The organism is Nonomuraea roseola (assembly GCF_039535395.1).
GTDB lineage: Bacteria > Actinomycetota > Actinomycetes > Streptosporangiales > Streptosporangiaceae > Nonomuraea > Nonomuraea roseola.
This window is the reverse complement of sequence record NZ_BAAAXC010000004.1, coordinates 227,249-252,316: the sequence shown is the minus strand read 5'-3', so window position 1 is coordinate 252,316 and position 25,068 is coordinate 227,249. Positions and strand designations below refer to the sequence as shown.

Sequence of the window (25,068 nt, the reverse complement as noted above, 5' to 3'; positions counted from 1 at the left end):
TCCGGGCATGCCTAAACAATGGCAGTTTTCGCGATCAATTCCGCGGATTGCCACATCCGTCCTCGTGGGAGGCTGCGCACCCATGCCAGAGATGCCGGATTTCTCTCTTCCTGACCCACACATTCCGTTTCCGTCCAAACTCAATCCCTTCGAGCCCGTCATCGCCGAGCACACCACGTCATGGGCCCGACGACTGCGTCTCATCGAAGGAGAGCGAGCCACCTCCCGCTTCGCCGGCGAGTCCTACTCCAGGCTGGTCGCGAGGCTCTACCCCGAGGCATCGGTGCCCACGCTGGCGCTGGCCGCCGACCTCAACAGCTGGTTCCACGTCTACGACGACCAGTTCGAGCTGGCCGAAGTGGGCTCCGACCCCGACCTGGCCCGCCGGATGGCCGACAAGTTCGCGGCCGTGCTGCGCGGCGAACCGCTGGACGACACGGCGGGGCCGATCCTGCACGGGCTCGCCGACATCCGCGACCGCATGCGGATGCACGCCTCCCGGGGCTGGTGGGAGCGCTTCGCCGATCACCTGCAGGGCTGCTTCGAGACGGCCCAGTGGGAGGTGGACAACAGGACCCGGGGGCAGATCCCCGACCCTGACAGCTATGTCGAGCACAAGCTGAACATCGCCTACGTCCCGCCCTCCTTCGACCTCATCGAGTTAGTCGAGCAGTTCGACGTGCCGGCCGACATCCGGGCCAGCGTCCCGTACCAGACGATGGTCCACGAGGCGGGCCATGTCGTGGTCTGCACCAACGACCTGATCGGGCTGCACAGGGAGCTGGCGCAGGGCGAGTTCCACAACCTCGTCATCGTGTTCTGGAACGCTCTAGGCTGCTCGCTCCAGGAGGCGATCGAGCTCGTCAACGCGAAGATCTCGATACGCGTCGAGAGCTTCCGCGCGGCCAAGGAGGCGATGGAGGCCACCTTCGACGAGCTCGGCACCGACTACAACGCCAGGTACGGCACCATGCGGTGCGTGGCGGGCCTCGAGCACTGGATGCGCGGCTACCTCGACTGGGCGCGCGAGACACAGCGATTCTCCGACCCGCTGCTCAGGGGCCAGGTCAAGGGCTTCCACCACGAGTTGATCAGCTGATCAGCCGAACGCTCGAGCAGCTCGCCGAACATGCGGGCGGTGCCCACGGCGCCGGGCACCCCCGCGTGCGGGCCGCCTCCGGCCTCGGCCGGCGCCCGCTCCGCCTCGTGCTCCTTGTCGAACACCGCGCCTTCTGACCGGACCGCCCGTCCCTGCCGGGTCGAACCTCCTGGTGGCGAACCCCCTCCGGCTCGGGGTCCTGGTTCATGTTCGTCATTCTCCATCGATATGGTGCCGTGCACGGAATCGTTCCGGCTCGCCGTAGGTTCAGGAGAGAGTACCGAGGGAAAGGCTGATCAACTGTGTTCGACCCGACGGATCTCTACCGGCTGGCCGAGGAGACCCCCGAGCTCATCGACCCGGTGCTGGTGTACCACTTCGACGGCTTCGTCGACGCGGGCGGCGCCGGGCGGCTCGCGCTGGGCCACCTGCTTGCCGAGCTGGAGCACAGCGTCGTGGCGACCTTCGACGTCGACCGCCTGCTCGACTACCGTTCGCGGCGGCCGACCATGACCTTCGACACCGACAGATGGGTCGGCTACGAGGCCCCCGAGCTGGCCCTGCACCAGGCGCGTGATCTCACGGGCACGCCGTTCCTGGTGCTGAGCGGGCCCGAGCCCGACAGGGAGTGGGAGCTGTTCACCGCGGCCGTCACCTCGCTGGCCGAGCGGCTGGGGGTGAGCAAGATGGTCACCGTGCACGGCATCCCCATGGCCGTGCCGCACACCAGGCCGCTGGGCGTCACCTCGCACGCCAGCAGGCCCGAGCTGATCAACTCCCAGGTGAGCGCGTTCGGCAGGGTTCAGGTGCCCGGCAGCGTGGCGGCGCTGCTGGAGTACCGGATGAGCGAGCTGGGGCGTGACGCGCTCGGCTACGCCGTCCACGTGCCCCACTACCTGTCGCAGGCGGAGTACCCGCAGGCCGCCGTGGCGGCGCTGGAGGCGGTGACCAAGGGCACCGGGCTGGTGTTCCCCATGGAGAGCCTGCACGAGGCGGCCAGGCGCACCACCTCGGAGATCGAGGAGCAGATCGAGTCCTCCGCGGAGCTGTCCTCGGCGATCAAGGGGCTGGAGCAGCAGTACGACGCCTTCGCCGGCGGCGAGGACCGCGAGAACCTGATGGCCGAGAGCACCCCGATGCCGACGGGCGACGAGCTGGCCGCGCAGTTCGAGGCCTTCCTCGCCGAGCGGGACGACCGCGAGGGCTGAGCGCCGCCGGGGGCGGGCTAGTGGTGCCTGGCCCCCTCGTGGTCGACGTGGCCCGCCGGTTCGAGCTGCAGCGTGGAGTGCTCCACGTCGAAGTGCCCCGCCAGGCACTCGTGCAGCCGGTCGAGCAGCGGGCCGCACCTGGTCAGGGCCTCCTCCTCCACCACCACATGGGCCGACATCACCGGCACCCCCGAGGTGATGGTCCAGGCGTGCAGGTCGTGGACGTCGGTGACGCCAGGCGCCTCCAGCAGGTGCTTGCGCACCTCGGCCAGGTCGACGCCCCTGGGCGTGGCCTCGAGCAGGATGTCGACGGCCTCCCTGAGCAGCTTCCAGGTGCGCGGCAGGATCAGCAGCGCGATGACGATCGAGATGAGCGCGTCGGCGGCGACCCATCCGGTGAGCTGGATGACGATCGCGCCCGCGAGCACCGCCACCGAGCCGAGCAGGTCGCCCAGCACCTCCAGGTAGGCGCCCTTGAGGTTGAGGCTCTCGTCCTTGCCGTCGCGCAGCAGCCACAGCCCGATGCCGTTGGCCACCAGGCCGACCGCGGCGGTGACCATCATGATCGTGCCGCCGACCGGCTCGGGGTCGGCGAAGCGCCGTACGGCCTCGACGAGGATGTAGCCGCTCAGCCCGAGCAGCAGCACCGCGTTGACGGCGGCGGCGAGGATCTCGGCCCGCTGGTAGCCGAACGTCCTGCGCGCGCTGGCAGGCTTGCCCGCGATCCAGATCGCGAACAGGGCGAGCGCGATGCCCGCCCCGTCGGTGGCCATGTGACCCGCGTCGGCGAGCAGGGCGAGGCTCCCTGACATGATCGCGCCCACGACCTGGACGACCAGGACGCTCAGGGTGAGCGGCAGGACGATCATCAGCCTCTTGCGGTGGTGCGCGCTCGCCGTCGCGTGCCCGTGCCCGTGTCCCATGGTTGCGGCCTCCCCGATCTATACAGTGAACCATGTATATACAGTACGCGCTGTATATACAGCAACTCGTGTATCCTGATAATCGTGTTCACTGTGGAGACCCGGCTCGACGCGATGGCCAGGATCGGCAGAGCCCTGGCCGACCCCAACCGCTGCCGCCTGCTCATCGCCCTGCTGCAGGGCCCTTCCTATCCGGCGAGACTCGCCGACGAACTGGGCCTGACCAGGCAGAACGTCTCCAACCACCTGGCGTGCCTGCGCGGCTGCGGGCTGGTCGTCGCGGTCCCCGAGGGACGGCAGACGCGCTACGAGATCTCCGACGGCCGCCTGGCCCACGCCATCGAGGACCTCATCCACGTGGCCCTCGCCGTGGACCCCGACCACGTGTGACCCAGGGCGCGAGACCGGCGCCGACCTCGGGCGCGCCACCGCCCTGCCGACCTGGCGCGCCACTTCCCTCACAAGATCAAGCGCGGGATATCGTGGGATGATGAGCGAGATCCGGGTGGGCCTGGTCGGGTACGGCACAGCGGGCGCGGTCTTCCACGCCCCGCTCATCCACGCGACGCCCGGCCTGCGCCTGGCCGCCGTCGTCACCCGCGACCCCGACCGCGCGGCCGAGGTCACCGGCAGGTACGGCGCCACCGCCGTCAAGGACGCCGACGACCTGTGGCCCCGGTGCGACCTGGCCGTCATCGCCTCCCCCAACAGGACCCACGTCCCGCTGGCCACCGCGGCGCTCGAGGCGGGGCGCGCCGTCGTGGTCGACAAGCCCCTCGCGGGGACCGCGCAGGAGGCCCGCGACCTGGTCGAGCTGGCCGCGCGCAAACGCCTCATGCTGACGGTCTTCCAGAACCGCCGATGGGACGGCGACTTCCTGACCCTGCGCCGGCTGATAGCCGAGGGCGAGCTGGGCGAGATCTACCGCCTGGAGTCGCGCTTCGAGCGCTGGCGTCCCAGGCCCAAGGGCGGCTGGCGCGAGAGCGGCGGCGCGGACGAGATCGGCGGCCTGCTCTACGACCTCGGCAGCCACCTCGTCGACCAAGCGCTCCAGCTGCTCGGCCCGGTGCGCGAGGTCTACGCGGAGAGCGACGTGCGCCGCGAGGGCGTCGGCGCGGACGACGACTCCTTCCTGGCGCTGACCCACGACAGCGGCGCCCGCTCGCACCTGTGGGTCAGCGCGCTGGCGGCGCAGCTCGGCCCGCGCTTCAGGGTGCTCGGCTCGGCCGGCGCCTACGTGAAGTACAGCCTTGACCCCCAGGAGGACCGTCTGCGGGCCGGCGCCACGCCCGACGAGCCCGGCTTCGGCGCCGAGCCCGAGGAGCGCTGGGGCAGGCTCGGGACCGACGCCGCCGCCGAGCTCGTGCGCACGGAGCCTGGCAGCTATCTCGACTTCTACCAGGGCGTGGCCGCCTGCCTGACCAACGGCTCGCCGCCCCCGGTTGACCCTCGCGACGTCGTGGACGCGCTCACGGTCATCGAGGCGGCTCGCCGCTCGGCCGGCGAGCACGCGATCGTCCGCGTGCGCTAGCCGCCGCACCGCCGTACGGGCGGCCCTCAGTCGCGCAGGCGGGAGCGCAGGGCCGCGTTGTCGGCCTCGGTCCAGCCGTTGGCCTCCAGCCACGGGAGCGGCCCGCCGAAGCGGTCGTCCAGCACCCCGAGGAACTGCTCGATGTAGCGCGCCCTCGGCATGTGGTCGTCGGCGGGCCTGGAGTCGAGGTCGTCGCGGTAGGTGGCGCTGGCGCGGAGCCTGGCGAGGACGCGCTCGAGGCGCTCCCCCGTCGCCACGTAGTCCTCGACGATCGACTCCCTGGTCGCGCCCGCCACCGACAGCGCCAGCGCGCACAGGACACCCGTACGGTCCTTGCCCGCGGCGCAGTGCACGATCGCCGCGCCGTCGTCGAGCGCCATCACGCGCAGCGCCGAGACCACCGAGTCGGGCCGCTCGCGCAGGTAGCCGTAGTAGAAGCCGGTGACGCGCAGGTCGTCGTCGGCGTCGCGCTCCTGCCACGGCAGCGCCCTGTCGGCGTCGACGTCGGTGTGCCTGCCGCCTTCGGCGAACAGCGTGTGGTGGTGGACGGTCACCTCGGCAACCGAGGTGAGCGGCCCCGGGCCCTCCAGCGAGACCTCGGGCCCCGAGCGCAGGTCCACGACGTGCCTGACCTTGTGCGAGCCGACCAGGAGGTCGACGTCGGAAGGGGTCAGGCCCTGCAGGTTGTCGGATCGGAGGACGCGGCCGTGCCGCGTGGTTCCTCCGTCGGTTGTGGGCAGTCCGCCCAGGTCACGAACGTTGACAGCACCCTCAAGATCAATCCATCGCACGAGATCGAGCCTATATGTCGGGATAAGTCTGTGCGGATTCGCGTTTCGTAACGCAGCATGAAGAGATGGATCCGCGTGCTTTTCCCCCGCGTCTGGTGCTCGATCCTTCCTTGCCTCCGGAGGTGTCGGCTCAGCTGAGAGCGGGCCCACACCTGATGCGCATGGCCAGAGCGGGCCAGCAGCACGAGCCCACGCGCCACACCGGCCTGCTGTTCGTGCTGCCCGGCTTCCTGCTGCTGGTCTGGATGGTGACCGGCACCGCGGGAATGATCGTCGCCATGGCCGCCATGTCGCTGATCTCGCTGTTGCGCTGGATGGCCACGGACGAGACCAACCGCACCGCAAGACGCCGGCTGAAACTCGCCTATGACCACGCCGACCGCTACGTCCTTCCTGAGGACCTCGACTATCCCTGCCAGGTGCTGCTGCGCAGGGCTCAGGACGCAGCCGACACCATCATGGCCTCGGAGGTGCACAGGGCGGGCCTGATCGACTCCATCGACAACAGGGTCTCGCTGCCGGAGGAGGTGTGGCAGATCGCCAGGAGGCTGGCCAAGCTGTCGCGGATGCACGAGGAGCACCGCAGGATCGTCCCGAGCGACCTGCCGAGGAACCTCAGAGCCGCCTTCGCGCCCTACACGGGCGCGCTGGACCAGGCCTGGACGTCGCTGTCGCAGCGCGTGCGCAGCCTGGAGGAGTACGCGCTGCAGGTGCTGAGGGCCGACGACGTCTACCAGGCGCACAGGCGTCTGGAGATGCTGGCCGCCCGCACCCCCGACTACCAGCGCCTGCTGGCCGAGAACGTCCGCGACGACCTGGCGCTGCCGCACATCCAGCAGCTGGCCGACCAGGCGCGCCACGTGCGCGTGCTGTTCGAGGAGTCGATCCAGGAGGCCCGCAGGGCCGCGGGCCACCTGATCAGGACTCCGCTCTCCTGAGCAGTTCGAGCGTCCTGCGCATGCCCGCCTCGTTGCCAAGGCTGCGGTAGATCTCGCGGGCCCGCTCCAGCGGCGGCACCGCCGCGTCCCTGTCGCGCGCGTCGAGGTGCGTCTCGCCCAGGTATCGCAGGCTGCGCGCCATCCACCACTGGTCGCCGAGCTCCTCGAAGGCGGCAACGCTGCGCAGCAGCTCCGTCTCGGCCTCGGCCTTCCTGCCGAGCCTGGCCAGCGCCCTGCCCGCCGACAGGTGAGTGCGCGCCTGCCCCCATGAGTCGCCGAGCGCGGCCAGGATCTCCTCGGCCCGCTTCACCTGGTCGAGCTCGCGCAGCCCGTTGGTGGGATCGCCCACCTCTCCCGCCGCGCGCAGGCAGCGGGCCTCCTCCCAGAGCTCTCCCCTGCTCCTGAACATCTCGCCCGCTCTGTCGAGGCTGAAGCCCGCCTTGGTGAACAGGTCGGCCGCCGCCCTGAGGTCTCCCTCCCTGCGCAGGCCCCGCGCCTGTGCGGCCAGCACCTCGCCGTAGGCGCGCAGCGTCTGGGCCTCGGAGTAGCGGTTGCCGTCGCGCTTGAAGACCTCCAGCGCGTCCTCCAGCAGTTCGCGCGCCTCCTCCGGCCGCCGCTCGGCCAGGCGGAGCTCGGCGAGGTTGCGCTGGGTGCGCGCCATCCACCAGTAGTCCTCCTCGCCCTTGAACGCGGTGATCGCGCCGATGAGGTAGCCCTGCGCCCTGTCGAGGTTGCCGTCGTTGAACAGCCGCATGCCGATCGTGCGCATGGCCCTGGCAGCCCACCACGACTCGCCGAGCTCGGTGAAGATCTCCAGCGCCTCGACGGCGCCGTCGCCGGCGTTCACGGCGGTCCTGTCGAGCAGGGCGATGCCCAGCGCGCGCCTGTCCCCCATACGGCGGGCGGCCTCGACCGTGATCTCGGCGACCTCGCCCCAGTCGCTCCAGTAGGCGCGCAGCGAGTGGCAGATGGAGCAGAACGCGCGGCCGAGGCCGAAGACCAGCTCCCACAGGCCCATCGACCTGGCCAGGTTGATCATCGCGATGAGGCTGAGCCGCTCGGCGTTGAGCCAGTCGCTGGCCTGCGCCTGGCCTTCGAGGTCCCCGACGCGGCCCGTCCTGCCCCAGTCCTGGGGCCATCGGGCCTGCGCGGCAGCCTCGGCGCGGCGGCGGTAGCCGTACAGGACGCGCTCGATGGCGGCGTCACGCCTGTCCTCCTCCAGCTCCGCGGCGAACAGCCGCACCAGGTCGTGCAGGCGGTAGCGCATGGCGCCGGTCTGGTCGGCGCCTGAGGTCTCGGCGAGCTGCACGTCGACCAGCGCCTCCAGCTGGTCGGCGCCGTCGAGGACGGAGATGTCGAGCAACTCGCCCGCCACCCAGCCGGGGACGTCGGGCGAGGTGAGCGAGGACAGCAGGCGCAGCAGGCGGCGCTGGATGCCGGTGCAGTCGTCGTAGCTGAGCTGGACCGAGGCGCGGACGCTCTTGTCGACGGTCCGCGCCAGCTCCAGCTGGTCCAGGCGGCGGCGCTCGTCGGCCAGGCGGCCGGCCAGCTCGCGCAGCGACCAGCTCGACCTGGTGGCCAGCCGTCCGCCGCAGATGTTGATGGCCAGCGGCAGGTAGTCGCAGATCTTGACGATCTCCTTGGCCGAGGCCAGGTCCTCCACCACGCGCGCGCCGCCGGCGAGCCTGGCCAGCAGCTCGACGCCCTGCGCCTCGCTGAAGACGCTGAGCTGGGTGTCGTAGGCGTTCATCAGGAACAGCGGCTGGCGGGAGGTGACCACCACCGCGCAGCCGGGCTCGGCAGGGATGAGCGCCTTGACCTGCTCGGCGTCGTCGACGTTGTCGAGGCCGATGAGGATCCTGCGCCCCTTGGTCCAGGTCAGCCAGAGCCTGCGCAGCTCCTCCAGGCCCCCGGGGTCGGTGGTCAGCCGCACGCCCAGGGCGCGCAGGAAGCCGATGAGCACCTCGTCGGGCCTGATGCCGCGCAGGCTGGCGTAGAGCCGGCCGTCGGGGAACCAGTCGGCGATCTCCTGCCCGAACCTGGCCATGAGCGCCGACTTGCCGACGCCTCCCCTGCCGTACACCGAGACCACCAGCGGCGGCGCCAGCTCGTTCGCCTTACGCCTGGCGCCGAAGACCTTGCGCAGCTCGGCCAGCGCCTCGGTGCGCCCCGTGAAGTGCTCGGGTGAGGGCGGCCACTGGTCGGGCGGGCGCCACAACGGGTCCTCGGGACGCGGTTTCGGCTCGTTCCTGTTGGTCGCGGTGGTGGCCCAGGTCGTCACCCCGACCAGGACGGCCGCCAGCCCCGTCACGCCGATCTTGGCGACGGGCGGGATCTCCCACTCCAGCGAGGCCGCCAGGACGCTCGCCGCTCCCGCCGCGGCCCCCGCGGCGACCGGCGCCACCCACGCCCGCCTCCTGCGCCGGGGTCTCGGATCGTCCTCCGTCAGTCGCAGCGGCCCCGTCACCACGCACCCCCTTCGGGGGTGATTCAAGCCGATCAGGTACGGCCTGCGCCAGTCTTGGCGCATTGTCCACCCCATCGACATCCCACGTCCACCGTCACCCCCTGGCGCCGTCGATTTCTCGCGTCACCCGGGCATGGTGGATGGGGTACGGCCCCTGCCGTACCCCATCCGCCGGTTACAGCCCGGCCACGTGGCAGGTGGCTGTCACGGACTTGGCGGGGTCGGACTCCGAGGTCGCGGTCAGCTTGACCTTGGCCAGGCGGCTGCCGCCGTCGGCGCGCAGGGCGTTGACCGTGACGGACTGGTGCTTGCCGTTGCCGACCGCGGCGAGGGCGTTGGGCAGCTGGGCGCTCCAGCCGCGGCCCTCCACGGAGGCGCTGAGGCGGTAGACGTCGCCGCCGAGGTAGGCCGAGACGTCCTCGGGGTGCGCGGCCGTCGTGGCGCTCGTCCTGCCGGTGTTGAACAGCGGGAACTTGCAGGTGGACAGACCCTTGCCGGTGGGGATGCCGGCGGCGGGCAGCAGCTTCGCCCCGCGCCTGTGCGGGCCCGCCCCGTCGAGGGAGCGGACCGCGACGGTGTAGGACAGCACGCCCTGGCGGTCGCGGTGCACGTCGGTGACGTAGAAGTGCAGGCGGTTGCCCTCGTCGACGTACTCGTACTCGCTGCCCGAGTCGGTGCCTGCGTGGAAGAGGGCGTCGGACAGCTGGCGGTAGTCGCCGATGGTGATCGGGACCTTGGTGCCGTCGGGCAGGACGTAGTCGGTCATGTCGATGTCCTGCGGGTTGGCGTCGACCACCCACTCGAACGGCGCCCTGTCCTGGTTCTTGGTCTTGGCCAGGAGCACGCCGGAGTCGGGGGTGAAGGAGTCGGTGCCCATCCTGTCGACGACCTCGACGGTGTAGTTCTCGTAGCCGCCTCCGTCGCACAGCGGGTCGGTCTGCCACTGGCAGGCGGGCGACTTGTCACCGGAGTCGAACTGGATGTTGAGACCCATCAGCCCGTTCGGTCCCGGCTGGACGGCGCGGGCGGTGACCTTGGCGGTGACCAGGCCGGACTCGTCGAGCGCGTCACGCGACAGGCGCAGCACGTTCTGCTCGTCGACCATGTTGAGCTTGATCTTGTTGCGCAGCATGTGCTGGGCGCCCATCGAGCCGCCCGAGGTGGGCGGGATGAGCCAGCGGCTGTGCGGGCCGCCGGGGCCGTTGAAGCTGCCCCTGCTCAGCATCTCCCACACGCCGGTGTAGGCCCTGCGGACCGGGTTGGCGTAGGGGTTGTTGTAGTTGTCGAGCACGCCCAGGATGTGGCTCAGCTCGTGCGCGTAGACGCCCATGCCCGAGCTCTCTGCCTGCACGGAGTTGACGCCGATCTCGGCGTTGGGCCAGAAGTTCGAGCCGGCCTGCCAGGAGGTCCAGTCGACGTAGCGGGTCTTGACCCAGTTGGGCAGGGCGGGGTCCTCGGGGCCCCACTCGTCGGGCACGGCCTCCTTGGTCGGGAACTTCATCATCCCGAACTCCTGCCAGGTCGCGGACTCGTCCTGGCCGGCGCTGAGGTAGAAGATGAAGTCGAACTTCTTGGCCTCCTCCTCGCCGATGGCGCCCACCCACAGCGCCTTGCCCTCGGTGCGCAGGTTCTTGTTGCACGAGTCGCCCGCGGGGCAGCCGGTGCCGCCCTGGAACTCCATGGCGTACTCGTGGTCCTTGCCCGACAGCGTGTAGGGCCCGAAGCCGGTCAGCTCCACGCCGTAGCGGCCGCCCGAGTCCTCCATCCAGTACTCGTGGATGGTGTGACCGCGGTTGAGGGTGCCCGGGGTGTTGAGGAAGTCCTTGTAGAACGTGGCGACCTGGTCACGCGGGATGTCGTGCGCCTCGGCGCTGGGGTTCCTGTAGATCGTCGAGCCCTTGGGCTGGGTGACCACGAACGACTGGTTGGGGTAGTCGAGCAGCACCAGCGCGCCCTTGAAGGTGCGGGTGGAGCCCTTGACGCTCGGGTCGGCCCAGTTGGTGCCGGGGATCTTCTTGTAGTCCGCCCACGTCATGTGGTCGGGGTTCTTCCAGTTCTGCGGGTCGATCGGCGTGACGGGGGGCGAGGGGCGGCCGCGCAGCGACGGGTCGGCCTCGGGCTCGTCACGCTGCCACGGCTGCGTCTGCGGCCAGTGGTCCTGGCGCCAGGGGATCTCGGGGTCGCCGGGGGGATCGGCGGAGGCGGGGGTGGCCGCAAGACCTACGGGGACCAGCACGAGTGCCGCCAGCAGGCCTTTCAGCAGCTTCTTCGGGAGATTCACGCTTCAGGACGCTATAGACGCACTTGACGGAGATCACCGATCAGTTGTAGGGAAGAATCCGCTCCTCTTCTCCGACACTTGCCGAAAAGGCCAGGTAGTGCTCCAGCGCAGCGTCGACGACTTAGCCATCCGCCTCGGGCGGCCCCTGTTGCTGGAGGACCGCTTCCAGCGCGTGATCGCCTACTCCGAGCAGGACGGCGCGATGGACGACATCAGGCGCGACTCGATCCTGCGCCGCCACACGACGCCCGAGGTGCGCGGGTTCCTGCACGCCGCGGGCATCCTGGAGGCCACCGAGCCGCTGCGCACCCCCGGCGCGCCCGCGCTCGGCCTGCTGCCAAGAGTCTGCGTGCCCGTGCGCCATGACGGCGCCCTCATGGGCTTCCTGTGGTTCATCGACGCGGGCCCCGCCATGTCGGCCGCCGACATCGACGAGGCCAGGGCGTCCGCCGCCGCGCTGGCGGTCGCGCTGTTCCACGAGAGCCTCGCCGAGGGACTGGCCTCGCACCGCGAGCTCGAGGCGGTCACGGGTGTGCTGTCGGGCGACCCCGACGCCTCCCGCGCGCTGATCGAGGCGGGTTTCCCCCAGGCGCTCGCCGTCACGGCGCTGGTGGCGACGCCCCTCGCCGCCGAGCCCTCCGAGGCGGCCAGGCTGGCGCTGGAGCAGGGCATGCTGACCGTACGGCGCCGCCTGGGCGGCCTGCACCTGGTGCGCTACGACCACGCCACGCTCCTGACCACCTCCCCTCCCCCCGCAGAGGAGGTGCACGCCGCGATGGCGCTTCCCGTGGTGGTCGGCGTCGGCCGTCCGAGGCCCTCGCTGGCCGAGGCCGACGCCTCCTACGCGGAGGCGCTGCACGCCGCCCAGGTGGCGGCCAGGGTGCCGGGTCTCGGCAGGACCGTGGAGTGGACGCGGCTCGGGGTCTACCGGATGCTGACCCACGTCCCGAGGGCCGACCTGCATCCGGGCCTCGAACGGCTGCTCGCCGACGCCCAGCACCTGCCCCTGCTGGAGACCCTGGAGACCTACCTCGACCTGGCCGGCAGCGCCGTCGCCACCTCCCGCCGCCTGCGCCTGCACCGCACCTCGCTGTACTACCGGCTACAGCGGGTGGAGGAGCTCGCCCAGACCGACCTGAAGGACGGCGGCGAGCGCCTCAGCCTCCATCTCAGCCTGAAGCTCGCCCGCCTGTCCGGCCGCTACCGCCCCCGTTCCTGACGCCGACCCCTCTCCAGGGCGTTCGGCCGGCCCTCCCATCTGCGAGAACCCTCTCGTTCGGCGCCTTTCGATCATCGGGCGTGATTGATTTGCCACCACGAGTGCCTTTTAATCACACAATGGGAGCGTTGACGCGGGGATTCGGCACGCGTCCTCCCGCGCCCGTCATCCTCCACTCCGCCCCTCTCGTGCTTCCCGTCGCCGCCCCTCCCCTGCGCGACGGCGCCGTGGTGGTCAGGGGCGAGCGTGTGCTCCAGGTGGGCCCCAGGCCCGACCTGCTCGCCCTCTTCCCGGTCGAGGAGGAGATCCGCTGGCCCGGCATGATCACGCCTGGGCTGGTCGACGCCTGCCGTACGGGGCCGCTGGGTCCGGGGGTGACGTGGGCGGCCGACGTGGGCGAGCACGACAGGCCGGGCGGCGTCACCTATCTCGAGGTCGGCTGCGCGAGCGAGCAGGCGTGGGAGGAGCGGGAGCGTGACGCGCTGATCACCGCCCTCCGCGAGCACGCGGGGCCTGTGGGGGTGGCGGCGCACGCGGCCGATCCGCAGGTGCTGGAGGATCTGGCGGTGCTGGCACGGACGTTCGGGCTTCGGCTCATGGCCGACCTGCGCCGTCGCTCCCCCGCGGTGCTCGACGAGGCGGGCGTGCTCGGCCCGCACTGCCACCTCACCCGGCCCGGCCTGCTGGGGCCGGGCGAGCGCAAGCTGCTGCGCCTTCGCGGCTGCGCGGTCGCGCTGCCGGGGGGCGACGCCTCGGCGCTGGTCGAGGAGGGCAACCCGATCGCGATGGGCGGGCCTCCCCTGGCCGCGGCCAGGGCCGTACGGCAGGCCACCCGGCTGACGCGGCTGGAGCGGGTGCTCGTCGAGGCGGCGACCCTCGGAGGAGCGCGGGCGCTCGGCAGGGCGGCGGGGCCCGGCAGGATCGGCACGCTCGGCCCCGGCAGCAGGGCCGATCTGGCCGTCTTCGACACCCGTGGGGGCCGTAACCCCTACGCGGCGCTGCTCGACCAGCCTCCGGTGCTCGGCACCGTGATCGGCGGCGCGCTCACCCCCGCGCAGGCCGGCGGCGCCGAGCGAGGCGAAGAGGCGGGCTGACGGCGCCTACGCCTGCTCCACCGTGCCGAGCAGCTCCCTCAGGGTCTCGCGCTGCTCCTGCGACAGCCCGCCGAACAGCTCGCGGGCGACCTCTCGCCTGGCCTGCCGAGCCTGCTCGTAGACCTCCTCGCCACGCGCGGTGATCAGCAGCAGGGTGGAGCGGCGGTTGGCGGGGTCGGTCTCCCTGCGCACCAGGCCCGCCTCCTCCAGCGCGTCGACGACCGGCGTGAGCGAACGCGGCACGATGCGCAGCGCCTCCGCCAGCTGGACCATCCGCAGCGGGCGCCCGGCTTCGATCAGCTCGCGCATCGCCCGCGCCTGCCCCGGGCTGAGCCCCAGCGGCTCGAGGCTGCGCCGGTAGCCGTGCCGCGCCCTGTGCCCGATGCGGTGCACGAGTTCGAGCAGCTCGGAGGTGGTGTCCACGATCAGGAGCCTACCGGTGGAATTAATGTGAGGTAACCTCTGTTAGAGAGAACATCTGAAAGGGGTCATGTGACCGAAGAACCACGCGCGCCCATGCGGCGCATCCTCACACTGTTCAGGCCCTACCGCGGCCGTCTGACCGTCGTGCTCGGCCTCATCTTCCTGTCGTCGCTCGTCTCACTGGCCTCGCCGTTCCTGCTGCGCGAGGTCCTCGACGTGGCGCTCCCCTCGCGGGACATGACGCTGCTGGCCCTGCTCGCGCTCGGCATGATCGCCGTCGCCGTCACGACCAGCGTGTTCGACGTCATGCAGACGTTCATCTCCACCACCGTCGGCCAGCGGGTCATGCACGACCTGCGCGCCGCCGTCTACGGCCACCTCCAGCGCATGTCGCTGGCCTTCTTCACCCGCACGCGCACGGGCGAGGTGCAGTCGCGCCTGGCCAACGACATCGGCGGGATGCAGCAGGTGGTCACCTCCACGGCGACCTCGATCGTCTCCAACCTCACCAGCGTGGTGGCCAGTGTCATCGCGATGCTGGTGCTCGACTGGAGGCTCACGGCCGTCTCGCTGCTCCTGCTTCCCCTGTTCGTCTGGATCAGCCGCAGGGTGGGCGAGGAGCGCAGGCGCATCACCGCCCAGCGGCAGAAGAAGCTGGCCGTGATGTCGTCGATGGTCCAGGAGTCGCTTTCGGTCAGCGGCATCCTGCTCGGCAGGACGATGGGCCAGTCGCAGGAGCTGACCCGCCGCTTCACCGAGGCCTCCGACGACCTGGCCGACCTCGGCGTGCGCTCCAGCATGGCGGGGCGCTGGCGGCAGTCGTCGATCCAGATCATCATGGCCGCGATGCCCGCCATGATCTACTGGGCCTCCGGCGCGACCTCGATGGTCTCCATCGGCACGGTCGTGGCCTTCACCACCCTCCAGGCGGGCCTGTTCCGGCCGGCCGTCTCACTGATGCGCACGGGCGTGGAGGTGCAGAGCTCGCTGGCCCTGTTCGGCCGCATCTTCGAGTACCTGGACCTGCCGGTCGACATCACCCCCGGCGACAGAGCGCCGACCGGCCCGCGCGGCGAGGTCCGCTTCGAGGGCGTCGACTTCTCCTACGGCGAGACGCCCACGCTCTCCGGCGTCGACCTCGTCGTCCCCGCGGGCTCCAGCCTGGCCGTCGTCGGCGAGACAGGCTCGGGCAAGACCACGCTCAGCTACCTGGTCCCGCGCCTGTACGACGTCACGGGCGGAAGGGTCACCATCGACGGCGTGGACGTGCGCGAGCTGAGTTTCGAGTCGCTCGCGCGGACCGTCGGCGTGGTCTCGCAGGAGACCTATCTCTTCCACGCCTCCATCGCCGACAACCTGCGCTTCGCCAAGCCGTCGGCCACCGACGAGGAACTGGTCGAGGCGGCCCGCGCGGCGCGCATCCACGAGCACGTCGCCGCCCTGCCCGACGGCTACGACACCATGGTCGGCGAGCGCGGCTACCGTTTCTCCGGCGGGGAGAAGCAGCGTCTGGCCATCGCCCGCACGCTGCTGCGCAACCCGCCCGTGCTCGTCCTGGACGAGGCGACCAGCGCGCTGGACAACCAGACCCAGCGCGCCGTGCAGGAGGCCCTCGACACGCTGGCCGAGGGACGCACCACGATCACCATCGCCCATCGCCTCTCGACCGTGCGCGACGCCGACCAGATCGTCGTGCTCGACGGAGGGCGGATCGCCGAGCGCGGCACGCACGAGCAGCTCATGGCTCTGGACGGCCGGTACGCCGCACTTGTCCATCGCGAGGATGTCCCAAACGTGAATCCGGTCACAACCGGAATCCGTTTCTAAACCGCTACGTTCCAATCTCTCGGCACACCCTTTCCCAAGAGATTGCACTTCCTTGCTGCTCAGCTCGCTCAAGCACCACAACTACCGACTCTGGGCCGGCGCCGATCTCGTCTCCGTGACAGGCACCTGGATGCAGGTGCTCGGCGTCAACTGGCTCATCCTGGAGGCCACGGGCTCGGCGACGAGCGTGGGTCTCAGCCTGGTCCTTCAGGCGCTTCCCACCCTTGCCTTCGGCCTGTGGGGCGGCGCGCTCGCCGACAGGCTGCCGGCTCGCCCGGTCGTCCTCGCCTCGCAGGTCGCCCAGGGGCTGCTGGCCGTCGTGCTCGCCGTCGTGGCCATGACGGGCGTCACCTCCGTCCTGCCCGTGTACGGCGTGGCGCTGGCGGGAGGGCTGGTCACCGCGCTCGGCGGCCCCGCGCTCGGCCGCTTCGGCGCCGAGGTCGTCCCGCCCGCCGACCTGCCCAACGCGATGGCGCTCGGCTCGGTCATCAACTCCGCGGGCCGCATCCTCGGCATGAGCCTGGCGGGTGTGCTGCTTCCCCTCACAGGCACGGGCGGCCTGTTCGTCATCAACGCCGTCAGCTTCCTGGCCGTCATCGGCGCGATCGCCGCGATGCGCGCGGGAGAGATGTACCTGCTCGCCAAGGCGTCGGCGGGCGCCGGCGGCATCCGCGACGGCCTGCGTCACGTGCTGCGCACCCCCTGGCTGCTGGTGGTGCTCGCCCTCTCCCTCATCCTCGGCAGCCTCGGCCGCAACTACCAGGTGACGATGGCCTCGATGGCGGCAGGACCGCTCGGCGCGGGCGCGGTGGGCTACGGCCTGCTGTCCACGGTCTTCGCGGTCGGCACCGTGCTCGGCGGCATCTTCGCCGCGAGCAGGCCGCGGCTGACCATGCGCCTGCTGCTGGTCACGGCCTTCCTCGCCAGCGTGGCCCAGGCGCTCAGCGGCCTGGTTCCCGGGCTGTGGCCCTTCGCCGCGCTGCTGCTGCCGATCGCCGCCGGCGCGGTGGTCATCGACACCACGATCGGCGCCAGGGTCCAGCTCGGCAGCCCCGACGAGCTGCGCGGCCGGGTCATCTCGGTGCTCGGCCTGGTGAGCGCGGCGGCCGGCGCGCTGGGCGGGCCGCTGCTCGGCTGGCTCAGCGACGCCATGGGCCCGCGTCTCGCGCTGCAGATCGGCGGGGTGAGCACCACCGCCGCCACCCTGCTCGCCGCGCTGGCGCTGGCCAGGGTGACGGGCGTCAGGATCCTGCGCGCGAGGACCGCGTAAGGTCTGATCCGTGCAGAACACCCGATACGCCAGGTCCGGCATGGTGTGCAGTGTCGACCATCTCGCCTCCGCCGCAGGTCTGACCATGCTCGACCGCGGCGGCTCGGCCGCCGACGCCGCCATCGCCACCAACGCCGTCCTCGCGGTCACCGCCCCCCACATGTGCGGGCTCGGCGGGGACCTGTTCGCCCTCGTCCACGACGGCAGCTCCGGCTGCCGGGCCGAAGGCTCCGTCACCGCGCTCAACGCCTCGGGACGCGCGGGCTCGGGCGCCGACCCCGGCAGGCTGCGGGCCGAGGGCCACACCGTCATGCCCCTCCGCAACGACATCAGGTCGGCGCCGGTGCCGGGGGCCGTGGACGGCTGGCTCGCGCTGCACTCCAGGTACGGCAGGCTCCCGATGGCCACGGTCCTCGCCCCCGCGATCGACCTGGCCGCGCACGGCTTCCCCGTCTCACCCCTGCTGGCCCCCATCGCCTCGGCGCTGGCCCACCACCCCGACTTCGCCGCCGTCTCCTCGCCGGGACAGCTCATGAACAGGCCGGGCGTGGCCCGTACGCTCGAGGCGATCGCCTCCTCCGGCAGGGAGGGCTTCTACCAGGGCGAGTTCGGCCAGGGCCTGCTCGAGCTCGGCGCGGGCGAGTACGTCCCCGACGACCTGGCCAAGCCGATGGCCGACTGGGTGGAGCCGCTGCGCGTGCGCGCCTTCGGCCACGACGTGTGGTCCATGCCGCCCAACTCCCAGGGTTACCTGCTGCTGCTCTCGCTGGGCGTCGTCGACGGCCTCGACCTGCCCCCGACCCCCGATCACGCCCTCTGGGCGCACCTGCTGGGCGAGGCCGCCAGGATCGCCGGTCACGACCGGCTGTCGCTGCTGCACGAGCACGCGCGGGACCTGGTGTCGGAGGCCGAGATCGCCAGGCGGCGCGCCATGGTCGACCCCACGGCCCGGCTCAGGGTGCGCGGGCTGACCGCCGAGGGCGACACGACCTACCTGTGCGCCGTGGACGGCGACGGCATGGGCGTCTCCCTCATCCAGTCGAACGCCTCGGGCTTCGGCAGCCTGTTGGTCGAGCCGCGCACCGGGATCAACCTGCACAACCGCGGCATCGGCTTCTCCCTCACGCCCGGACACCCGACCGAGTACGGCCCGGGCCGCCGCCCTCCGCACACGCTCACCCCCGCCCTCATCACCAGGCAGGACGGCTCGCTGCGCTCGGTCGTGGGCACCATGGGCGGCGACGCGCAGCCCCAGATCCTGCTCCAGGTCATCACCCGCCTGCTCAGGCACGGCCAGACGCCGGGGCAGGCGATCTCGGCGCCGCGCTGGCGGCTGGGCACCGGCGGCACCGGCTTCGACACCTGGGACTCACCCGACGAGACCGTCATGGAGCTGGAGGAGGGCGCGGGCTGGGCCGACGGCCTGTCCGCGCTCGGACATCCGGTGGCGGGCATGCCGTACGGGACGGGATTCGGGCACGCCCACCTCATCGACGTCCTGCCTGACGGGGTTCTCGCGGGCGCGGCCGACCCGCGCGCCCGCATCGGCGCCGCGATTGGACGCTGACCCCCTGGGTAGCACCGGCCGCCATGGGAACCGACGTCATCACGATGATCACCAGTGACCACCGCGCGATCGAGGCGCTGTTCGAGCGGCTCAACAGCAGGCAGGGCGACCCCGAGGCCGACGTGGCCGAGCTGGCCGCCCTGCTCACCGCCCACGCCAGGGCGGAGGAGGACAGGGTCTACGCGGAGGTCCAGCCCTCCGAGGCGCACCATGGCGTGGAGGAGCACAAGGAGGCCGAGGTCCTCCTCGACGCGCTCAAGCACGCCACCCCCGGCACCCCTCACTTCTCCGAGACCCTCGTCAAGCTCGTCGAGTCCGTGAAGCACCACGTCGAGGAGGAGGAGAGCGAGATCCTCCCCGCCCTTCGCGAGTCGCTCAGCCAGAAGCAGCTGGAGCAGCTCGGCAAGGCCTTCAAGGAGCGCAGGGAAAGCGAGCTGCTCGCCCTGCGCCCGCCCGCTCCCTCCAAGGAGGAGCTGTACAAGCAGGCGCAGGAGGCCGACATCCCCGGCAGGTCCACCATGGACAAGGATGAGTTGGCCGAGGCCGTCAAGAAGGCAAAGTCCTAGGGTTTCGGGCCTCGTGCGGGGTAGTGAGCCGCTATGACCGAAACACCGCCGGACCGCTACGGCATGAGCGACGAGCAGGAGATCGAGGTCGAGGAGTGGACCGACGATCTCGGCCAGAACCATGTGATCGAGGAGGACGACCCCCAGCACCAGGACACCGTGGCCGAGCGGCTGTGGCGGGAGGCCCCCGAGCGCGAGAGAGCGCCCCGCGAGGAGCACAGGCTCCTCTCGCCCGACGAGGGCCTCACGCCCGACGTCGAGAGCGAGGAGATCGGCCAGGACGTGGGGAGCGACTCGGGCGACCTGTCGGCAGAGGAGCGCGCCGTCCGCGTCGACCCCGAGCAGCCATGAGGACGCTGACGCCGGACCGGCGGGAACCGGTCCGGCGTCGGCGTGCTCGCCCCGGGACCGCCGTCACGTAGGCGGGGGCGGACGCGGCGCAGTGAGCGGCGGGCCGGCCTGGCCGGGCGGCGACCCGCTGCGGGCAACGCTCGCGTGCCTTTAAGGTCGGTCGTATGCGCTTTGGTGTGCTCGGCCCCGTGACAGCCTGGACGGACGAGGGACAGGTCGTCGCGATCCCGGGCCTGAAGGTGCGCGCGTTGCTGGCCGCCCTGCTCGCCGCCGACGGACGGGTGGTCTCCGCCGACCGGCTGGTCGACGACCTGTGGGGGGACGAGCCTCCCGGCAACCCCCCGGCCGCTCTGCAGGTGCGGGTCTCGCAGCTGCGCCGCGCGCTGGAGGACGCCGAGCCCGGCGGTAAGAACCTCGTGCTCTCGCGCGCTCCCGGCTACGCGCTGCAGGCCGCCTCCGGCGCGGTCGACGCCGCCCGCTTCACGGCGCTGACCGAGGAGGGCAGGTGGGCGGAGGCCCTGGAGCTGTGGCGGGGCGCCGCGTTCGCCGACTTCGCCGACTTCGAGTTCCTGAGGCCGGTGATCGCCCGCATGGAGGAGGCGCGCCTCAGCGCCGTCGAGGAGCTCGCCGAGGCGCGGCTGGCGGCGGGAGAGCCCGTCGAGGTGGCCGAGCTCGTGGCCGATCATCCGCTCAGAGAGCGGCTGCGCGCCGTCCACATGGCCGCCCTCTACCGGGCGGGACGGCAGAGCGAGGCGCTGGCCAGCTACGGCGAGCTGCGCGAGAGGCTCGCCGACGAGCTGGGCCTCGACCCCTCACCCGCGCTGGCCGACCTGTACGCGCGCATCCTGCGCCAGGACCCCGCGCTGAGCAGCAGGGCCGAGCGCCCCGCGACGAACCTGCCGGCCGCCGTGAGCGACCTGATCGGGCGCGAGGAGGCGGTGGCCGAGGTGCGCGCCCTGCTGGACACGAGCAGGCTGGTCACGCTCACGGGCTCGGGCGGCGTGGGCAAGACGAGTCTGGCGCTGGAGGTCGGGCGGCGGCTCACAGGGGCACACCCCGACGGCGCGTGGCTGGTGGAGCTGGCGCCCTACGACCGGCTCACGCCGTCGCTCGCCGAGGCCGTGCTCGTCGCGCTCGACATCCGTGAGGACTCGGCGGGCATCATGGAGCGCCTGGTCGAGGCGTTGCGCGGGCGACGCCTGCTGCTGGTGCTCGACAACTGCGAGCACGTGGTGGAGCAGGCCGCCCTGCTGGCGGAGACGCTGCTGCGTTCCGTGGAGGGCCTGCGCATCCTGGCGACCAGCCGCGAGCCGCTGAACGTGGCGGGCGAGGCGCTGTGGAGCGTGCCCGCGCTCGAGCTCCCCCAGGGCTCCGAGCTGTTCACGGTGGCCAAGGCCGATGCCGTGCGGCTGTTCATGGCCAGGGCCACCGCCTCTGCCAGGGGGTTCGCCCTCGACGAGGGCAACGCCGAGGCGGTCGCGCAGCTGTGCCGCAGGCTGGACGGCATCCCGCTGGCACTCGAGCTGGCCGCCACCCGCGTCAGGGCGCTCGGCGTCCAGGAGCTCGTGGCCAGGCTCGACGACAGGTTCAAGGTGCTGGCCGGCTTCCAGCGCGGCGCTCCCGCGCGGCAGCAGACGCTGATGGCGATGATCGACTGGAGCTGGACCCTGCTCACCGACCACGAGCGGGTCGTGCTGCGCCGCCTGGCCGTGCACGCCGACGGCTGCACGCTGGAGGCCGCCGAGGCGGTGTGCGCGCAGGACGGCGTCGACGTGCTCGACACGCTCGCGCGGCTGGTCGACAGGTCGCTGGTGGTGGTCGTGGAGGGGCCTTCGGGGGTGCGCTACCGGCTGCTGGAGTCGGTGACGGCCTACTGCCTGCACCGCCTGGACGACGCGGGCGAGGCCGTACGGGTACGGCAGGCGCACGCCGGCTACTACACCGCGCTCGCCGTACGGGCCGAGTCGTATCTGCGCGGGCCCGAGCAGGCGCGCTGGATGCGGCGGCTGGACGCCGAGGCGGCCAACCTGAGGGCCGCGCTCGACGCCGCCCCCGTGGCCGACGCCCTGCGGCTGGTGAACGCCCTGGCCTGGTACTGGTTCCTGCGCGGCAGGCTCGGCGAGGGACGCCGCTCGCTGCAGGCCGCGCTCGCGGCCGACCAGGCCGCTCAGACGGGACAGGCGGGGCAGGCCGTGGGGGACGACGCCGCCGCAGACAGGGCGAGGGCGCGGGCCTGGAGCGCGGGGTTCGCCCTGCTGCTCGGCGAGGACGTCGACTGGAAGCAGGCGCTGGATCTCGCCGATCCTGCCGACCGGGCCAGGGCGGAGTGGTTCGTCAGCCTCGGCATCGCCGACCTGCCGACCTCGCGCGCCCTGGTCGACAGCGCGCTGGAGACCTTCCGCGAGGTGGGCGACAGGTGGGGCGTGGCGGCGGCGCTGAGCAGGCACGCCCGCGACGCCTTCACCCTGCGCGACCTGGAGGCCCTCGAGCGCGACGGCGGCGAGAGCGCCGCGCTGTTCGCGGAGCTCGGCGACCGCTGGGGACGGTTGCAGGCCACCGAGTGGCTCGGCGGGCTGGCCGAGATCCACGGCGACATCGAGGCGGCCACCCGGCTGTTCACCGAGGACCTGCGCATCGCCGAGGAGCTCGGCCTGTGGCCCGATGTCGTGGGCAGGCTGTCGTGGCTGGGCTGGATGGCCATGAACGAGGGCGACCACGACGCGGCGATGGACCACTGCGGCCAGGCGCTCAAGCTGGCCACGGGGCAGGGCTACCGCGAGGGACAGATCTTCGCCGAGATGGGTCTCGGCTTCTCCGCCCGCAGGGCGGGCAGACTGGATCTGGCGCGCACCCACCTCGACCGGCTGCTCGACGGCGTCCCGAGGGACGGCGAGCCCCCGCTGTTCCTGCCCACGACACTCGTGGAGCTGGGCTTCGTCCACGAGCTGCGGGGCGACGCCGGGGGCGCGCGAGAGCTGTTCCTCGAGGCGTTCGCCGCCGCCAGGAGGATCGGTGACCCCCGCACGACGGCGCTCACGGTCGAGGGTCTCGCCGCCGCGTCCGGGCCGGAGGAGGGCGCGAGGCTGCTCGGTCTGGCCGCGTCGGCCAGGCTGGCGCACCGCACCCCCGCCAGCCGCACCGAGGACGACGAGGTGCGGCGCATCACCGCGAGGATCGAGGCCGCGCTCGGCCCCGAGGCGTTCGCCGCCGCCTACGCCGCCGGCTGCGAGCTGACCTTCGACGACGTGGCCAGGGACGCGGCAGCCTGAGACGAGGCGGCATGAACGGCCAGGTGCTCGGACAGGCGCTCGAAGAACTCCAGCCATCCCGCCCTGGCCTGCTCGGCGTGCTCCTGGTCGGTGTTGACGCCGAACTGGTGGAAGCGCATCGTGGTGCCGCCGCCCTCGCCCTCGTCCAGGGTGAGGGTCACCACCGAGGCCGGGGCGTCGCCGGGGTTGTCGGGGTCGCCGGTGGTGAAGACCAGCCGACCGGGGCCCGCGACCTCGCGATACGCGCCCTGGAGCGTGACCTCGAAGCCCTCGTCGCCGACCAGCTTGGCCTGCCAGGCGCCGCCGGGCCTGACGTCCAGGGCCACGCGGTCGGCGGGGGTGGTGAAGATGCGGGGGCCGAACCAGCGGGCGAAGCGCCCGGGGGTGGTCCAGGCGGCGTACACCTGCTCGCGGGGGGGCGTCGAGGCGAAGGACGATCTCGTACTCGGCGGTCTGCGTCATGGCCGGCCTCTCAGGGGCTCAGGGGGTGGATCACTTCCGACGTGACCCACAGTGCCCCTCGCCCCTTACGATCGCCTTCCGGTGGCCTTAAGGCCTGCTTGTCTCGTTCAGCCCGGTCAGGGCGGGCAGCACGCCGTACAGGTCGTCGATGATCACGTCCGCCGCGGCGGCCTCGGGCCTGTCGGCGTGCAGGTGGCCCCACGGACCCCTGCGCAGCAGCGCGGTGCGCATCCCCGCGCGCGCGGCGGGCAGCACGTCGTTGTCGAACCTGTCGCCGACGTAGAGGATCTCGCCGGGCTCCCTGCCCGCCACCGCGGCGACCTTGGCGAAGAACTCGGGGGCGGGCTTGGCCACGCCCCAGCCGTCGGAGGTGTGGATGGAGTCGGCCGGCAGGTCCATGGCCACCAGCGCGTCGTAGGCCCTGGTGGGCTGGTTGCCCGCGATGACCACCTGGACACCCGCCTGCCTGAGGCCGTCCAGGGCCTCGCGCACGTCGGGGTAGAGGTCGTCGGCGTCGAAGTGGTTGCGCAGGCTCTCGGGCTCGTCGCGCTCCCATGCCGCGATCTCGGCCTCGAGGTCGAACCCGGGTCGCAGGATCTGGAAGGTGTCGCGGTGGGAGCGGTCGAGCGCGGCCATCCCGCCGAGCACGCCCATGAACGTCAGCCGTGTCACGCCCAGCCTGTCGGCCCAGCGCGACCAGATGCGCGTCTCGTCGATCAACGTCTCGCCGACGTCGAACACCACTGCCCTGACCACCATCGATCCTCCCTGATCCGCCCCAACTCTACGGTCTCGCCGTCGCGGGCGACCGAGGGGGCGGTCAGCGCGACGATCGCGGGGATCGGGAAGAGCAGCAGGTAGAGGTTGGGGATCCACCAGGCGGGCGAGAAGTCGCCGCGAAGGGTCCAGAACGCGATCGCCATCAGCCCCGAGGCCATGGTCAGCACCAGCGAGACCAGCATGAGACCTGCGCCGCGCGCGCCGCCCGTCCTCAGCAGCCACAGGCTCGTCAGGCCTGTGGCGCTGGCCAGGAGGTCGATCCAGAGGAAGGACCAGTTCCAGTCGGCCATGAGCGGGTTGCCGTAGTCGGCGAAGGCCCACTCCGGCGGGATCAGCCCCAGTCCCGTGACCGAGAAGTAGACGACGAACCCGAGGTCCGTCACGAGCATGAGGGCCTTAGTCGCGCGCAGCACGGTCGATCGCCTCCATGAGGTAGCGGCGGGTGCTCTCGTGCAGTCCGGGTGCGGGCTCGCCGAGGCCGAGCAGCCTGACGGCCCACCATCCGTCGACCGCCAGCCGTACGGCGGTCGCGGCGGCCGGGTCGATGCCGTCGTCGACCAGCCGCGCCTGCCACGCGGCGAACCGCCTGCGCAGCGGTTCGAGGCCCGCGGGGTCGACCAGCACGCCCGCCAGCAGCGCCGCCGTCACCCTGTCGGCGGGCGCGGCGGTGTGGTCCTCGGGGATCGTCGCCGCGACGTAGGCGCGCAGGAAGTCCCCTGGCTCGCTGCCCGCGCCGGCCAGGGCGGCGTCGAAGGCGGAGGTGAGCCTGTCGACCATGGCGGCCACCATGGCCTGCTTGGTCGGGAAGTGGTAGAAGAGGCCGCCCTTGGACACCCCCGCGCGCTGGGCCACGGCCTCCAGCGTCAGCGACTCGGCACCGTCGGTGAGCAGCACCTCGGCGGCCGCGTCAAGCAGCCGCTCTCTCGAACTGGGTCTTGGCACGCCTCGAAACTATACCGGCCAGCCGGTGCACTTTAAAGGGAGATCTTGCCAGAGACATCC

Annotated in this window: 22 protein-coding genes; 13 read left to right on the top strand and 9 right to left on the bottom strand. The window is 71.8% G+C overall.

The window, feature by feature from the left end; translation table 11 throughout:
• Nucleotides 1-82: 82 nt before the first annotated feature.
• A complete protein-coding gene (locus ABFX55_RS01925; protein WP_346116978.1) occupies nucleotides 83-1,099 on the top strand; it encodes a terpene synthase family protein in 1,017 nt (338 codons plus the stop codon).
• A gap of 302 nt (nucleotides 1,100-1,401) precedes the next feature.
• Entirely contained in the window at nucleotides 1,402-2,307 is a 906-nt protein-coding gene (locus ABFX55_RS01920) for a proteasome assembly chaperone family protein (RefSeq protein ID WP_346116976.1), read from the top strand.
• Nucleotides 2,308-2,324: 17 nt separating this feature from the next.
• On the opposite strand, the gene ABFX55_RS01915 is transcribed toward ABFX55_RS01920, so the two are convergent.
• Nucleotides 2,325-3,230, bottom strand: a complete 906-nt coding sequence (locus ABFX55_RS01915) for a cation diffusion facilitator family transporter (protein WP_346116974.1) — start codon at nucleotides 3,228-3,230, stop codon at nucleotides 2,325-2,327.
• A gap of 75 nt (nucleotides 3,231-3,305) precedes the next feature.
• On the opposite strand from ABFX55_RS01915, the gene cmtR reads away from it, so the two are divergent.
• A complete protein-coding gene (cmtR, locus tag ABFX55_RS01910; protein WP_425567849.1) occupies nucleotides 3,306-3,620 on the top strand; it encodes a Cd(II)/Pb(II)-sensing metalloregulatory transcriptional regulator CmtR in 315 nt (104 codons plus the stop codon).
• 100 nt (nucleotides 3,621-3,720) lie between these two features.
• Nucleotides 3,721-4,761, top strand: a complete 1,041-nt coding sequence (locus tag ABFX55_RS01905; RefSeq protein WP_346116972.1) for a Gfo/Idh/MocA family oxidoreductase — start codon at nucleotides 3,721-3,723, stop codon at nucleotides 4,759-4,761.
• Between the two features lie 26 nt (nucleotides 4,762-4,787).
• Here the strand turns inward: ABFX55_RS01905 and ABFX55_RS01900 are convergent, their stop codons facing one another.
• On the bottom strand, nucleotides 4,788-5,552 hold the full coding sequence (locus tag ABFX55_RS01900; protein ID WP_346116970.1) for a tyrosine-protein phosphatase: 765 nt from the start codon (nucleotides 5,550-5,552) through the stop codon (nucleotides 4,788-4,790).
• A gap of 122 nt (nucleotides 5,553-5,674) precedes the next feature.
• On the opposite strand from ABFX55_RS01900, the gene ABFX55_RS01895 reads away from it, so the two are divergent.
• Entirely contained in the window at nucleotides 5,675-6,490 is an 816-nt protein-coding gene (locus ABFX55_RS01895) for a hypothetical protein (RefSeq protein ID WP_346116968.1), read from the top strand.
• Here the strand turns inward: ABFX55_RS01895 and ABFX55_RS01890 are convergent.
• Together ABFX55_RS01890 and ABFX55_RS01885 are read right to left on the bottom strand one after the other, a co-directional pair.
• The gene (locus ABFX55_RS01890) at nucleotides 6,471-8,894 is read right to left on the bottom strand and encodes a tetratricopeptide repeat protein (protein WP_346116966.1); all 2,424 of its coding nucleotides are present in this window, start codon (nucleotides 8,892-8,894) and stop codon (nucleotides 6,471-6,473) included. The two genes, ABFX55_RS01895 and ABFX55_RS01890, sit on opposite strands and share 20 nt — an antisense overlap.
• Nucleotides 8,895-9,132: 238 nt before the next feature.
• Nucleotides 9,133-11,238 (bottom strand): M6 family metalloprotease domain-containing protein, encoded by a 2,106-nt coding sequence (locus tag ABFX55_RS01885; RefSeq protein ID WP_346116964.1) that lies wholly within the window; start codon nucleotides 11,236-11,238, stop codon nucleotides 9,133-9,135.
• A 97-nt stretch (nucleotides 11,239-11,335) separates the two neighbouring features.
• Here ABFX55_RS01885 and ABFX55_RS01880 point away from each other — a divergent pair, with 97 nt between their 5' ends.
• Both ABFX55_RS01880 and ABFX55_RS01875 read left to right on the top strand, forming a co-directional pair.
• The gene (locus tag ABFX55_RS01880) at nucleotides 11,336-12,457 is read left to right on the top strand and encodes a PucR family transcriptional regulator (RefSeq protein ID WP_346116962.1); all 1,122 of its coding nucleotides are present in this window, start codon (nucleotides 11,336-11,338) and stop codon (nucleotides 12,455-12,457) included.
• 128 nt (nucleotides 12,458-12,585) lie between these two features.
• Nucleotides 12,586-13,551, top strand: a complete 966-nt coding sequence (locus ABFX55_RS01875) for an amidohydrolase family protein (RefSeq protein WP_346116960.1) — start codon at nucleotides 12,586-12,588, stop codon at nucleotides 13,549-13,551.
• A 6-nt stretch (nucleotides 13,552-13,557) separates the two neighbouring features.
• Here the strand turns inward: ABFX55_RS01875 and ABFX55_RS01870 are convergent, their stop codons facing one another.
• Nucleotides 13,558-13,974, bottom strand: coding sequence for a MarR family winged helix-turn-helix transcriptional regulator (locus tag ABFX55_RS01870; RefSeq protein WP_346116958.1), 417 nt, complete (start codon nucleotides 13,972-13,974; stop codon nucleotides 13,558-13,560).
• A gap of 69 nt (nucleotides 13,975-14,043) precedes the next feature.
• On the opposite strand from ABFX55_RS01870, the gene ABFX55_RS01865 reads away from it, so the two are divergent.
• The 6 genes from ABFX55_RS01865 to ABFX55_RS01840 all read left to right on the top strand — a co-directional run bounded on the left by ABFX55_RS01865 (nucleotide 14,044) and on the right by ABFX55_RS01840 (nucleotide 22,824).
• Nucleotides 14,044-15,801, top strand: a complete 1,758-nt coding sequence (locus tag ABFX55_RS01865) for an ABC transporter ATP-binding protein (RefSeq protein WP_346116956.1) — start codon at nucleotides 14,044-14,046, stop codon at nucleotides 15,799-15,801.
• A gap of 52 nt (nucleotides 15,802-15,853) precedes the next feature.
• The gene (locus ABFX55_RS01860; protein ID WP_346116954.1) at nucleotides 15,854-17,071 is read left to right on the top strand and encodes an MFS transporter; all 1,218 of its coding nucleotides are present in this window, start codon (nucleotides 15,854-15,856) and stop codon (nucleotides 17,069-17,071) included.
• A gap of 10 nt (nucleotides 17,072-17,081) precedes the next feature.
• Nucleotides 17,082-18,638, top strand: coding sequence for a gamma-glutamyltransferase family protein (locus tag ABFX55_RS01855; protein WP_346116952.1), 1,557 nt, complete (start codon nucleotides 17,082-17,084; stop codon nucleotides 18,636-18,638).
• A gap of 23 nt (nucleotides 18,639-18,661) precedes the next feature.
• Nucleotides 18,662-19,204, top strand: coding sequence for a hemerythrin domain-containing protein (locus ABFX55_RS01850; RefSeq protein WP_346116950.1), 543 nt, complete (start codon nucleotides 18,662-18,664; stop codon nucleotides 19,202-19,204).
• 33 nt (nucleotides 19,205-19,237) lie between these two features.
• The gene (locus tag ABFX55_RS01845) at nucleotides 19,238-19,555 is read left to right on the top strand and encodes a DUF5709 domain-containing protein (protein WP_346116948.1); all 318 of its coding nucleotides are present in this window, start codon (nucleotides 19,238-19,240) and stop codon (nucleotides 19,553-19,555) included.
• A 164-nt stretch (nucleotides 19,556-19,719) separates the two neighbouring features.
• The gene (locus tag ABFX55_RS01840) at nucleotides 19,720-22,824 is read left to right on the top strand and encodes an AfsR/SARP family transcriptional regulator (protein ID WP_346116946.1); all 3,105 of its coding nucleotides are present in this window, start codon (nucleotides 19,720-19,722) and stop codon (nucleotides 22,822-22,824) included.
• On the opposite strand, the gene ABFX55_RS01835 is transcribed toward ABFX55_RS01840, so the two are convergent.
• The 4 genes from ABFX55_RS01835 to ABFX55_RS01820 all read right to left on the bottom strand — a co-directional run bounded on the left by ABFX55_RS01835 (nucleotide 22,767) and on the right by ABFX55_RS01820 (nucleotide 25,008).
• Entirely contained in the window at nucleotides 22,767-23,228 is a 462-nt protein-coding gene (locus ABFX55_RS01835; RefSeq protein ID WP_346116944.1) for an SRPBCC family protein, read from the bottom strand. The genes ABFX55_RS01840 and ABFX55_RS01835 overlap by 58 nt on opposite strands.
• Before the next feature lie 145 nt (nucleotides 23,229-23,373).
• Nucleotides 23,374-24,045, bottom strand: a complete 672-nt coding sequence (locus ABFX55_RS01830) for an HAD family hydrolase (RefSeq protein ID WP_346116942.1) — start codon at nucleotides 24,043-24,045, stop codon at nucleotides 23,374-23,376.
• Entirely contained in the window at nucleotides 24,003-24,479 is a 477-nt protein-coding gene (locus ABFX55_RS01825; RefSeq protein ID WP_346116940.1) for a DUF5360 family protein, read from the bottom strand. The genes ABFX55_RS01830 and ABFX55_RS01825 overlap by 43 nt, the downstream gene beginning before the upstream one ends.
• Nucleotides 24,463-25,008 carry a TetR/AcrR family transcriptional regulator gene (locus ABFX55_RS01820; RefSeq protein WP_346116938.1) on the bottom strand — a complete coding sequence of 182 codons (546 nt, stop codon included), beginning with the start codon at nucleotides 25,006-25,008 and terminating at the stop codon, nucleotides 24,463-24,465. The genes ABFX55_RS01825 and ABFX55_RS01820 overlap by 17 nt, the downstream gene beginning before the upstream one ends.
• Between the last annotated feature and the right edge of the window lie 60 nt (nucleotides 25,009-25,068).

Coding starts and splice junctions, on each gene's coding strand:
- ABFX55_RS01925 (WP_346116978.1), top strand. CDS start 83: ATGCCAGAGATGCCGGATTTCTCTCTTCCTGACCCACACATTCCGTTT.
- ABFX55_RS01915 (WP_346116974.1), bottom strand. CDS start 3,230: ATGGGACACGGGCACGGGCACGCGACGGCGAGCGCGCACCACCGCAAG.
- ABFX55_RS01905 (WP_346116972.1), top strand. CDS start 3,721: ATGAGCGAGATCCGGGTGGGCCTGGTCGGGTACGGCACAGCGGGCGCG.
- ABFX55_RS01850 (WP_346116950.1), top strand. CDS start 18,662: ATGGGAACCGACGTCATCACGATGATCACCAGTGACCACCGCGCGATC.
- ABFX55_RS01845 (WP_346116948.1), top strand. CDS start 19,238: ATGACCGAAACACCGCCGGACCGCTACGGCATGAGCGACGAGCAGGAG.
- ABFX55_RS01840 (WP_346116946.1), top strand. CDS start 19,720: ATGCGCTTTGGTGTGCTCGGCCCCGTGACAGCCTGGACGGACGAGGGA.
- ABFX55_RS01830 (WP_346116942.1), bottom strand. CDS start 24,045: ATGGTGGTCAGGGCAGTGGTGTTCGACGTCGGCGAGACGTTGATCGAC.